Source organism: Micromonospora sp. LOL_025 (assembly GCF_048060285.1).
GTDB lineage: Bacteria > Actinomycetota > Actinomycetes > Mycobacteriales > Micromonosporaceae > Micromonospora.
Window position 1 is genome coordinate 20279 of sequence record NZ_JBHMIR010000049.1, and the last position, 11973, is coordinate 32251.

An 11973-nucleotide genomic window follows, 5' to 3' on the forward strand; every position below is an offset into this window, starting at 1 on the left:
GCGGCCGTCATCGGCTCGCCCCCGACCGGTCGGTACGCAGCCGGGCTGGGAAGAGTGCAGGAGTCACATCTGGCTCCAAATCCGGATCCGGTGATCTCATTCCCGCTCGGCGGCGAGGTAACGGAGTTCACAGTCGGGCGGCGGCGGTCGGACGGCGACCGGAGCCGCTGCGCGCAGCCGGATCCCGCCGGTCGGGCCCGCGCGCCGGCACCATGCTCCCATCCGCGGCGGACGACTCGCCGCAACCGGACCCCGCGCGCCCCGGCCCTCTGAAGACCGGCGGCCCGTCCGTGCGATCGGCCGGCCGCCCGGCCCGCGGTGACCTCGGTGACCGCGGCGCCACGGCCCGGGGCCGTCACCCGCTCGGCTGCCGCGGCGGTCGCGCGCCGCGCAGCGACTAGGCTGCCCGGGTGCGGGAGACGATGGTACGGAGCAACCCCGATGGCTGACGCCGACGACGTCCGTCACGTGGCGCTGGCGCTGCCCCACGCGGCCGAGATCGACAGCGAGGGCTTCGACTTCCGGGTCGCCGACAAGGGGTTCGTCTGGTCCTATCCCGAGCGCAGACCGGGCACGTCGCGTCTGATCCGGACCGACGTCGCGGTGCTGTACGTCGGCGACGAGGCGGAGAAGCAGGCGTTGCTCCTCGGCGAGCCCGAGGTCTTCTTCACCACGCCCGCGTACGACGGGCTGCCCCTGGTCATGCTGCGGCTGGCGAAGGTGGACGTCGACCGCCTGACGGAGCTCGTCACCGACGCGTGGCGGATGCGTGTTCCGGGTTCGCTCGTCGGCGACCTCGACGGCGGCACCGGTCCCCGCTGAGGCCCCGTCGCGGCACCGATCAACACGAACCCGCCAGTAACATATGTGCACCCCGGGCGCACCACTCTCCCACGAAGTGGACGGCCGCAACACATGCCGGGAAACGATCACGGTTCTGGCCGGCGTTTCGGCTGGTCAAGGCCGTAACCCTGTCCGTCCGTCGAACGGATTCGGACCCCTGACCTTTTGATCCACAGGCGGAAGGGTGGACACTGCCGAAGGTGCCGCCGCGTTGCGGCGCGCCGCATCATTGGTCTAAAAGGAGGGCTCGGTCGGTGTTCAGTCGTGTCGCCATCGTCAACCGTGGTGAGGCCGCCATGCGGCTCATCCACGCCGTACGGGCCATCGCCGCGGAGACCGGGACACGGATCGAGACCGTCGCCCTGCACACCGACGTCGACCGTACGGCCACCTTCGTCCGCGAGGCGGACCTGTCCTACGACCTCGGTCCGGCGTCCGCGCGCCCGTACCTCGACCTGAAGGTGCTGGAGCGCGCGCTGGTGGACACCGGGGCCGACGCCGCGTGGGTCGGCTGGGGCTTCGTCGCCGAGGACCCGGCGTTCGCGGAGCTGTGCGAGAGGGTCGGCGTCACCTTCGTCGGACCGAGTCCGGACGCCATGCGCAAGCTCGGCGACAAGATCGGCGCGAAGCTGATCGCCGAGGAGGTCGGCGTGCCGGTCGCGCCGTGGAGCCGCGGCGCGGTCGAGACCCTGGACGCCGCCCTGGCGGCGGCGGCCGAGATCGGCTACCCGCTGATGCTCAAGGCGACGGCGGGTGGCGGCGGGCGCGGCATCCGCGTGATCACCGGCGAGGCCGAGCTGGCCGACGCCTACGAGCGCACCAGCCAGGAGGCCGCGCGGGCGTTCGGCAGCGGCGTCGTGTTCCTGGAACGCCTGGTCACCGGCGCCCGGCACGTCGAGGTCCAGGTGATCGCCGACGGCCAGGGCACCGCGTGGGCGCTCGGGGTCCGCGACTGCTCGGTGCAGCGGCGCAACCAGAAGGTCATCGAGGAGTCGGCGTCGCCGGTGCTCGGTCCTGAGCAGACGGCCGAGCTCAAGGCGTCGGCCGAACGGCTCGCCGTCGCGGTCGGTTACCGCGGCGCGGCGACCGTCGAGTTCCTCTACCACCCCGGCGACCGGCTGTTCGCCTTCCTGGAGGTCAACACCCGCCTGCAGGTCGAGCACCCGATCACCGAGTCGACCACCGGGTTCGACCTGGTCCGGGCGCAGCTGCACGTGGCCTCGGGCGGGCGGCTCGAGGGCGAGCCGCCGGTGGAGCGCGGGCACGCCATCGAGGCCCGGCTGAACGCCGAGGACCCCGACCGCGACTTCGCGCCCTCCCCCGGTCGCATCGCGCGGCTGGACCTACCGGCCGGGCCGGGCATCCGCGTGGACACCGGCGTCAGCGAGGGCGACACCATCCCCGCCGACTTCGACTCGATGATCGCGAAGATCATCGCGTACGGCCGCGACCGCGACGAGGCGCTCGGCCGGCTGCGCCGGGCGATGGCGCAGACCACGGTGATCATCGAGGGCGGCGCGACGAACAAGAGCTTCGTGCTCGACCTGCTCGACCAGCCCGAGGTGATCGACGCCAGCGCGGACACCGGCTGGATCGACCGCGTCCGGGGCGAGGGCAGGCTCGTCTCGCACCGGCACTCCGCCGTCGCGCTGGCGGCCGCCGCCATCGAGGCGTACGAGGAGGAGGAAGGCGTCGAGCGGCAGCGGCTGCTGTCGACGGCGTTCGGCGGACGCCCGCAGGTGCAGCACGAGAGCGGTCGGCCGCTGGACCTCAAGCTGCGCGGCGTCGGCTACCGCGTACGCGTCGCGCGGGTCGGCGCGCACCGGTTCCGCGTCGGCATCGAAGCGGGTGGCACGGTGCGCACCGCCGACGTCGAGCTGGAGCGCTTCGACCGGCACACCGGGCAGATCGTCGTCAACGGCTCGCGGTACCGCCTGCTGATCGGCACGCACGGGCCGATCCACCTGGTCGAGGTCGACGGCGTGGCGCACCGCGTCAGCCGCGACGAGGGCGGTGTGCTGCGTTCGCCCATGCCCGCACTGGTCGTCGCCACGCCGCTGAAGATCGGCGCCGAGGTCGAGGCGGGCGCGCCGGTGCTGGTGCTGGAGAGCATGAAGATGGAGACGGTGCTGCGGGCGCCGTTCAAGGCGCGGCTGAAGGAGTGCGCCGTGTCCGTGGGCACCCAGGTGGAGGCCGGCGCGCCACTGCTGCGGCTGGAGCCGCTCGGCGACGACGCCGAGGCCGGCGAGACCTCGGCCGGCGAGTCCGTCGAGCTGGACCTGCCCGCCGCGCCCGACAGCGTCCCGGCGCGGGAGCGCGCCACGCGCGGGCAGGAGGACCTGCGCAGCCTGCTGCTCGGCTTCGACGTCGACCCGCACGACGAGCGCCGGCTGCTCGACGACTACCTCGCCGCGCGCCGGGCGGCCACCGAGGACGGCCACCGGCCGCTGGCCGAGGAGCTCGGCCTCATCGAGGTGTTCGCCGACCTCACCGAGCTCAGCCGCAACCGGCCCACGGGCGAGGACGGCGGCGGCGCCGGCCACGTGCCGAGCGCCCGCGAATACTTCCACACCTATTTGCAGTACCTCGACGTCGACCGGGCCGGGTTGCCGGAGGCCTTCCAGGCCAAGCTCGCCAAGGCGCTCGCGCACTACGGCGTCACCGAGCTGGAGCGCTCCCCCGCGCTCGAAGCCGCCGTGTTCCGGATCTTCCTCGCCCTGCAACGCGCCTCCGCCGACGCCACGGTCGTCGCGACGCTGCTGCGCGCCTGGCTGCGGGAGCCGCCGCCGGACGACTCGCTGCGCGAGCCCGCCGGTCTCGCGCTGGAGCGGCTGGTGGCCGCGACCCAGGTCCGCTTCCCCGTGGTCTGCGACCTCGCGCGCGGCGTGGTGTTCGCCTGGTTCGCCCAGCCGCTGCTGCGCCGCAACCGCGCCCGCGTCTACGCCGACGTACGCCGGCACCTGCGCCACCTGGACGCGCACCCCGAGGCGCCGGACCGCGCCGAGCGCATCGCCGAGATGGTGCGCTCCACCGAGCCGCTGGTGCGGCTGCTCGGCCAGCGGCTCGTCCGCGACGACGTCGACAACGCGGTCATGCTGGAGGTGCTGACCCGGCGGTACTACGGCAACAAGGACCTCACCGGCGTACGCACCAGCGAGGTCGAGGGCTGCACGTTCGTCGTCGCCGAGCGGACGGGCTCGTGCGTGGTCTCGGCCGCCGTGGGCTTCGACGCGCTGGGCAGCGCGCTGCGTGGCCTCGCGGAGCTGGCAAGTGGCCACGACGCGATCGACGTCGACATCTACCTGGCCTGGGAGAACCAGCCGGCGGACTTCGACGCGATGGCGGCGGCGCTGCACGAGGTCGTCAGCGCGCACCCGCTGCCGCACCAGGTCCGCAGGCTCACCACCACCGTCGCGGGTCGCAGCGGCGCGGTGATGCACCACCACTTCACGTTCCGTCCGTCGACCCTCGGGATGGTCGAGGAGCGGCTGATCCGCGGCCTGCACCCGTACATCGCGCAGCGGATGCAGATGGAGCGGCTGAGCAAGTTCGACCTCACCCGGCTGCCGTCGTCGGACGAGGAGGTCTACCTCTTCCGGTGCGTGGCGCGGGAGAACCCGTCGGACGACCGCCTCGTCGCGTTCGCGCAGGTGCGCGACCTGACCGAGCTGCGCGAGCACGACGGCAGGCTGGTGGCGCTGCCGACGGCCGAGGACGTCCTCGCCACCTGTCTCGACTCGATCCGCCGCGCCCAGTCGCGGCGGCCGTCGAGGAAGCGCTTCAGCACCAACCGGATCGTGCTCTACGTCTGGCCGCCGAGCGACCTCACCCGCGCCGAGCTGGAGATGATCGCCCGCCGGGTGCTGCCCACGACCGCGGGCGCCGGGCTGGAGGAGATCCTGTTCATCGCCCGGCAGCGCCACCGCAGGACCGGCGAGCTGACCAAGATCGCCGTACGCGTCTCGTTCGACGCCACCGGCGGCACCGCGCTGACCGTCGGCGAGCCGTCGGACGAGCCGGTCGAGCCGCTCGACGACTACCGGCAGAAGGTGCTGCGCGCGAGCAGCCGCAACGCGGTCTACCCGTACGAGCTGACCGGCCTGCTCGGCACCTTCGTCGAGCACGACCTCGACGAGAACCACGCGCTGGTGCCGGTCGACCGGCCGAAGGGGCGCAACAGCGCGGCGATCGTGGCCGGCGTGGTGACCACGCCGACCCGGCGGCACCCGCAGGGCGTCACCCGCGTCGTGCTGCTCGGCGACCCGACGAAGGCGCTCGGCGCGCTGTCGGAGCCGGAGTGCCGCCGCGTGATCGCCGCGCTGGACCTGGCCGAGCGGATGCAGGTGCCGCTGGAGTGGTACGCGCTGTCCGCGGGCGCCCGGATCTCCATGGAGTCGGGCACGGAGAACATGGACTGGGTGGCCGCGGCGCTCAAGCGGATCGTCGAGTTCACCCAGGACGGCGGCGAGATCAACATCGTGGTCGCGGGCATCACCGTCGGCGCGCAGCCGTACTGGAACGCCGAGGCGACGATGCTGATGCACACCAGGGGCATCCTGGTGATGACGCCGGACTCGGCGATGGTGCTCACCGGCAAGCAGTCGCTCGACTTCTCCGGCGGCGTCTCGGCCGAGGACAACTTCGGCATCGGCGGCTACGACCGGGTGATGGGCCCGAACGGGCAGGCGCAGTACTGGGCGCCGAACCTGGCCGCCGCGCGCGACGTGCTGATGGCGCACTACGAGCACACGTACGTCGCACCCGGCGAGCAGGGGCCGCGGCGGGCGCGGACGACCGACCCCGTCGACCGCGACATCTCCGACTTCCCGCACGTCGTGACGGGCAGCGACTTCACCACCGTGGGCGAGATCTTCTCCGCCGAGGCCAACCCGGACCGCAAGAAGCCGTTCGACATCCGGACCGTGATGCGGGCGCTCTCCGACCAGGACCACCCGGTGCTGGAACGGTGGGCGGGCATGGCCGACGCGGAGACCGTGGCGGTGCAGGACGTACACCTGGGTGGCATGCCGGTGTGCCTGATCGGCATCGAGTCACGGTCGGTGCCGCGGCGCGGTTTCCCGCCCACCGACGGCCCGGACACCTACACCGCGGGCACGCTGTTCCCGCGGTCGTCGAAGAAGGCCGCGCGGGCGATCAACGCGGCCAGCGGAAACCGGCCGCTGGTGGTGCTGGCGAACCTGTCGGGCTTCGACGGCTCGCCGGAGTCGATGCGCAATCTCCAGCTGGAGTACGGCGCCGAGATCGGCCGCGCGATCGTGAACTTCCGCGGGCCCATCGTGTTCTGCGTGATCTCGCGGTACCACGGCGGCGCGTTCGTGGTGTTCTCGAAGGCGCTGAACCCGAACATGACCGTGCTCGCGCTGGAGGGCTCGTTCGCCTCGGTGCTCGGCGGCGCCCCCGCCGCCGCGGTGGTGTTCTCCGGCGACGTCAACGCCCGTACCGCGGCCGACCCGCGCGTGCGGGAGCTGGAGGCCCGCGTCGCGGCCGCCTCCGGCACCGACCGCGCGGCGCTGACCGCGGAGCTCGACGAGCTGCGCTCGACGGTACGCGTGGAGAAGCTGGGCGAGGTGGCCGCCGAGTTCGACCGGGTGCACAACATCCAGCGCGCGGTCGAGGTCGGCTCCGTCGACGCCGTCATCCGCGCGGCGGAACTGCGCCCGCGCATCATCCAGGCCATCGAGGCCCGCCTGCGCTGACGGTGGCGCGCCACGGTGAGGACTCGCCGTGGCGCGTCGCGCCTGATCGCAGACCGGCGCCCGTACCGGCGTGGACGCGTTCCGCGCCGGTACGGGCGCCCGCCGCGTCGCGCGCCCCGCCACCCGGCTGCCCCACCAGCCCCACGGCCAGGCGTTCCTGGGCAGCTACATCGTGCCGAAGGCCGCGCGCAGCGCGGTGCTGCGGGTGCAGGCCGCCGAGAGCGGGGCGTTCGGCCAGCGGGAGGCGATGCTCATGGGCCAGGTCGCACAGCAGGTCCAGGTGCGCCCCGGCTTCGCCGCGCTGCCGCCGTTCCCCGGCTGAGTCCGGGCGCGCGGCGGTCCGGCCGTGCGTGCGGGCCGGTGGTGGACACGGCCGTCGGCCCGCGGCCGGTCCGGCGGGCCGGTTCAGAAGGCGTACAGGCCCAGGGCGGTCCCGTCCGGTCCTCCGGAGTGGCTGACCGCGACCCAGTCGTCCCCGGCCCCGGCGAGCCAACCGGGGTACCGGCCGAGTTGGCGACCGGTCGACACGTCGTGGACGAGCACGACCGGCCGCTCACCTGCCGCGCCGCTGACCGCCACGAGGCGTTTCGTCACGCTCGACCGCCAGCTCGCCGAGGTGCCGGACAGCCCCGGATCCGGCGCGCTCCACCGCGTCGCGCCGGTGGCCGCGTCGAGCAGGGCCAGCTCGCCCTCGTCGGCGGTGCGCCGCACCAGCACGGACCGGTCGTCCCCGTCGACCGGCACGCCGGAGGCGGCCCCCTCCCACTGCGTCCTGCCGGTCCGCAGGTCGATCACCTGGGGCCGACCGGCCGCGGTGACCGCGACGAGCCGGGTGCCGGCCCCGAGCAGGGCCAGCCCGCTGCGATCGTGCGCCAGTCGCTTGGCACACTCTCCGTCCTCGCGACGCCCGCTGAAGACCTCGCCGGACCAGCCTCTGGCACCGGTGGCCGCGTCGGCGGTGGCGATGCTGACCGTGCACCGCCGGTCGTCCCGGGGCGGATCGTGGTCGGTGGTCACCAGCAGGCCCTCGGCGACGAAGCCGTGCCAGGCCCGGCTCGGCAACCGTCCGGCGCCGGCCCTGCCGGTGGTGGTCGCGACGGTGGTGTAGGTACGCCCGTCCAGCCGCACCGCCACGTACCGGCCGGTGGGCGCGGCATGCGGTGCGCGGACGCCGAGCGCCTCGTCGGTCACCCGGGCGAACCGGTCGGCGGGCAGTTTCCACAGCTGGCGACCGTCGCGGACGTCGCGCGCGATGACGACGCACTTCGCCGACCGTCCGGTGCCGACGCACTCCCGGTCGTACACGACCTGTTGCTGGACGACGACGTCCTGGGTGTCCTCGGCCCGCCAGCGGGTGGCGCCGGTGGCCGCGTCGAGCACCTCCAGCGGCCCGCCGTTGCTGGCGCTGAGGACGATCAGATCGCCGGCGACCGCGTACTGGTAGCTCACCGGGAACGGGTGGCGCCAGCGGTCCTGCCCCGTGGAGCGGTCCACCGCCCGCAGCTCCCGCTCGTCGGGCACGACGATGACCTGGCCGAGCTGTGTCAACGGCTGGTCGAGCCGGTCGGCCGTCATCGACCAGATCGGCTCCGGGCCCTCCTGCTCCGCTCCGGTCTCGCTGCCGCGCAGGCTCTCCTGGGTCACCTCGACCCGCGGCGCCGGCCGCTCCGGTGGCTCCGCCCGGGGCCCGGTACAGGCGGCGAGCCCGACGAGACTCAGGGTTGCCCCTGCCAGGCGCCAACGGGGTGGGCGGTGCGACGGCGACAACGGTCTCTCCCTCGATCGGTGGACAGGGCCCACCCTAGGAACCGCCCGCACCCACGCCGTACGCGATGCGCCGACCACCGACGCTCGCGCGGAGGTCCTCCGGCCGACTCCGACGGTGTCCGGCGACCGGCAGCGGAGAAGGGCCGGTTCCGGCGGAACCGGCCCTTCTCGACGATCAGCCCGGTGCGGTGGTCAGCTGACGGACTTGTTGTAGCTGTCGATGGCGCCCTGCACGCTCGCCGCGGCGTCCTTCATGGCCTGCTCGGCGGGCTTGCTGCCGACGATCGCCGCCTCGAGGCCGTCCTCGGACGCCTTGCGGGCCTGCGGCATCACGCCCAGCAGGCAGCCGGCCGACGCGACCGACGGCGGCAGCGCGTGCAGCTGGTCGACGGCGGTACGGAACTGGGGGAACTTCGCCATCCAGTCCTTGTCGATCTGCTCGTCGAGCGCCTTGGCGTTGATCGGCACGTACCCGGTGCTGGTGTGCCACTTGGCCTGCTCGACCGGACCGGAGGCGAACTTCACGAACTCCCAGGCGGCCCGCTTCTCCTTGTCGCTGTGGCCGACGCCGTTGATCCACAGCGAGGCGCCACCGATGATCGGTCCGCCCGTGGAGGAGGCGCTCACCTTCGGGTACGGGGCGGTGAGCACGGTGAACTTGCCCTTCGCGGCGTCGACGTAGCCGCGCAGCACGCTGGTGGACTCCAGGTGCATGGCGACCGTGCCCGACTTGAACGCGGCCTGGGCGTCGTCGGTCTTGCGGCCGGTGTTCGTCGCGTAGCCGCCCTTCACCAGGTCCGTCCACCACTGCGCGACCCGCACGGCCGTCTCCTGGTCGAACTGCACCTTGGTGGCCAGGCCGCTGCGCCCGTTGCCCTTGTCGCAGTACTCCTTGCCGTCGGTGGCGAGCAGCTGCTCCACCAGCCAGCCGTAGATGGCGGCGTTGAAGCCGTACTGGACGGTCTTGCCGCTGGCGTCCTTGACCGTGAGCTTCTTCGCCAGCTCGCCGATCTCGGTGAGGTCCTTCGGCGGCTTCGTCGGGTCGAGGCCGGCCCGCTCGAACGCCTCCTTGTTGATGTAGAGCAGGGGCGTCGAGGAGTTGAACGGCATCGACCAGAGCTTGCCGTCGACCGAGTAGTAGCTGGCGATGTTCGGCTCGATGTCGCCGGCGTTGAAGCCGTCCTTCTCGATGAACTTGTGCATCGGCACGACCTGCTTCGAGTCCACCATGAAGCGGCTGCCGATGTCGTAGATCTGCACCAGGGCCGGCGTGCTCTTCTGCTGCACCGACGCCTTGTACTTCGCGATCGTCTCGTCGTAGCTTCCCTGGAAGACCGCCTTGACCTCGACCTTGCCGCCGCTCTGGGCGTTGAAGTCCGCCACGAGCTTGTCGACGGCGGTGGCGTTGGCCCCCTTCATCGCGTGCCAGAACTCGATCGTGGTCTTGTCCGTGGCCTTCTCCAGCACCTCGGCGCCCGGCGCGTCGAGCGCGCCGCTGCCGCCGTCGGTGCCGGACCCGGAGTCGCCGCAGGCCGTGAGCGCGGCGGCGGCCACGACGGCGACGAACGCCGCCGCCGTACGGCGGAGCCGAGGTCTTCTCATTGGTTCTCCTTCTCGATGGTTCAACGCAGCGCCCCGGCGGTCAGCCCGCGGACGATGTAGCGCTGGCCGAAGATCACGACGGCCAGCGTGGGAAGCAGCGACAACGCGACGCCGGCGAGGACGAGACCCGGCTGCGCCGCCTCGGCGTCGTTGAGCTGGGAGATGCCGATCTGCAGCGTCTGGAACTCGGTGTCGCGGATGAGGATCAGCGGCCAGAAGTACTGGTTCCACGCCGACAGGAAGACGTAGACCCCGACCGCCGCGATGGAGGGCTTGGACAGCGGCACGATGACCCGCCACAGCAGCCGCCAGTGGCCGCACCCGTCGATCACCGCGGCGTCGCGCAGCTCGGTCGGGAACTGCAGGAACGCCTGCCGCAGCAGGAACGTGCCGAACGCCGAGGCGAGGAAGGGCAGCACCAGGCCGAGGTACGTCAGCCCGCCCCGCGTCAGGCCCCAGTCGGAGATGGCCAGGTAGTTGGGGATGATGATCGCTTCCCACGGCACCATGAGGGTGGCGAGGAAGAGGCTAAAGGTCGCCGCCTTCGCCGGCAGGCGGAGGAACGCGAAGGCGTACGCGGCGAAGATGCTCGTGACCACCTGCGCCACCGTGATGACCCCGGCCTGCACGGCGGAGTTCGCGTAGAAGCGGCCGAGCGGCACCGAGCGGAACACGTCGGTGATGTTCTGCCAGTGCAGCGCGCTCGGCACCAGCGCGGGCGGATAGGTCGCCAGGTCGCCGGGGCCCATCACCGCGCCGACGAAGCCGTAGTAGACCGGGAAGAGCACGGGGATCGCGGCCAGGCCGAGCACGACGTAGACGGCGACCCGCCCGAGGTTGAGCTTTTTCATCGGTAGTGGACCCGCCGTTCGAGGACGCCGAATTGGACGGCCGTGCAGCCGAGCATGATGACCAGCAGCACGACGGCCTGCGCGCTGGCCGCGCCGAAGTCGGAGGAGCCGAAGGCGAACGCCTTCTCGTAGATCGAGTAGACCAGCGTCGTGGTGGCCTGGTCCGGCCCGCCCTTGGTCAGGATGTGGATCTGCCCGAAGCTCTGCAGGGCGTGGATCGTGGAGACCACGACGAGGAAGAACAACTGCGGGGAGAGCAGCGGCACGGTGATCCGCGACGCCAGCCGCCACCCGGTCGCGCCGTCCAGCCGCGCCGCCTCGACCACCTCGGGCGAGATCGCCGAGACCCCGGCGGAGAGCACGAGGATGTTGTAGCCGAAGTTCATCCACACCGTCGCGGCGCAGACGGCGGGCAGCGCGATCGACGGGTCGGTGAGCCAGTTGACCCGGTCGAAGCCGAGGGAGCCGAGCAGGCCGTTCGCCACCCCGATCGCCGGGTTGTAGATGACGGCGAAGATGACCGACGCGGTCGCCACCGAGAACGCGAACGGCAGCGCGAACGCGGTGCGCAGCGCCCGTACGCCGCGGATGCGCGCCTCCAGCAGCAGCACCACGAAGAGCGCGCCCAGCACGGCCGGCACCACCGAGAAGAGCGTGAACAGCGCCGTCGTGGCCAGCACCTTGCCGAACTCCCCGGACAGCATGTCCCGGTAGTGCGCCGCGCCGACGTACTCCGACGCGGCGCCGAAGATGTCGTTGCCGTGCACCGACAGGTACAGCGTCCGCCCGAGCGGCCAGAACACGAACAGGGCGAAGACCCCCACCGAGGGCAGCAGCATCAGCCACGCGAGACCGGACTCGCTGAAGCGTGCGCGCCGCACCTGTCGGGCGGTGGAGGGCGTGGATTCGGAGGTCAGGGAGCGGTCGCCCGGTGGCGCGCCGACGGTGGAAGGGGGAGGCACCGCAGCACCCTACCAACGGCATCGAAGGATCGACATCATTTCAAGACCCGGGTCCGAGGCCCTCCGTAGGCAGGGCGATCGCCGTGGCCCGCGCCGTACACATGCAGTCACGTTGCTGTTCCTTGCGGTGGCTGACCGGGGCGGATGTCGCTAGGTTTCAGCTTCGGGTACCGCACCGTCGTCGATCGGGGGAAGTCGGCCGCGTGTCACACATCGAGAAGATCACCGGGG

At 72.3% G+C, this 11973-nt stretch carries 7 protein-coding genes; 3 read left to right on the forward strand and 4 right to left on the reverse strand.

All coding sequences use genetic code 11. From position 1 onward, the window contains the following. Positions 1 to 441 precede the first annotated feature (441 nt). The 3 genes from ACFHW0_RS30355 (at position 442) to ACFHW0_RS30365 (ending at position 6882) form a co-directional block, all read left to right on the forward strand. On the forward strand, positions 442 to 822 hold the full coding sequence (locus ACFHW0_RS30355; RefSeq protein WP_416613062.1) for an MmcQ/YjbR family DNA-binding protein: 381 nt from the start codon (positions 442 to 444) through the stop codon (positions 820 to 822). 275 nt (positions 823 to 1097) lie between these two features. Then, complete coding sequence (locus ACFHW0_RS30360) at positions 1098 to 6560, forward strand: carboxyl transferase domain-containing protein (RefSeq protein ID WP_416613063.1); 5463 nt, start codon at positions 1098 to 1100, stop codon at positions 6558 to 6560. 70 nt (positions 6561 to 6630) lie between these two features. Next, positions 6631 to 6882, forward strand: a complete 252-nt coding sequence (locus tag ACFHW0_RS30365) for a hypothetical protein (protein WP_416613064.1) — start codon at positions 6631 to 6633, stop codon at positions 6880 to 6882. A gap of 83 nt (positions 6883 to 6965) precedes the next feature. On the opposite strand, the gene ACFHW0_RS30370 is transcribed toward ACFHW0_RS30365, so the two are convergent. The 4 genes from ACFHW0_RS30370 to ACFHW0_RS30385 all read right to left on the reverse strand — a co-directional run bounded on the left by ACFHW0_RS30370 (position 6966) and on the right by ACFHW0_RS30385 (position 11742). Next, positions 6966 to 8204 carry a PQQ-binding-like beta-propeller repeat protein gene (locus ACFHW0_RS30370; RefSeq protein ID WP_416613065.1) on the reverse strand — a complete coding sequence of 413 codons (1239 nt, stop codon included), beginning with the start codon at positions 8202 to 8204 and terminating at the stop codon, positions 6966 to 6968. A gap of 315 nt (positions 8205 to 8519) precedes the next feature. Then, positions 8520 to 9929, reverse strand: a complete 1410-nt coding sequence (locus ACFHW0_RS30375; RefSeq protein ID WP_366644614.1) for an ABC transporter substrate-binding protein — start codon at positions 9927 to 9929, stop codon at positions 8520 to 8522. A gap of 20 nt (positions 9930 to 9949) precedes the next feature. After that, a complete protein-coding gene (locus ACFHW0_RS30380) occupies positions 9950 to 10780 on the reverse strand; it encodes a carbohydrate ABC transporter permease (RefSeq protein WP_121398166.1) in 831 nt (276 codons plus the stop codon). Further along, entirely contained in the window at positions 10777 to 11742 is a 966-nt protein-coding gene (locus tag ACFHW0_RS30385) for a carbohydrate ABC transporter permease (RefSeq protein ID WP_416613066.1), read from the reverse strand. The genes ACFHW0_RS30380 and ACFHW0_RS30385 overlap by 4 nt, the downstream gene beginning before the upstream one ends. Positions 11743 to 11973: the final 231 nt, after the last annotated feature.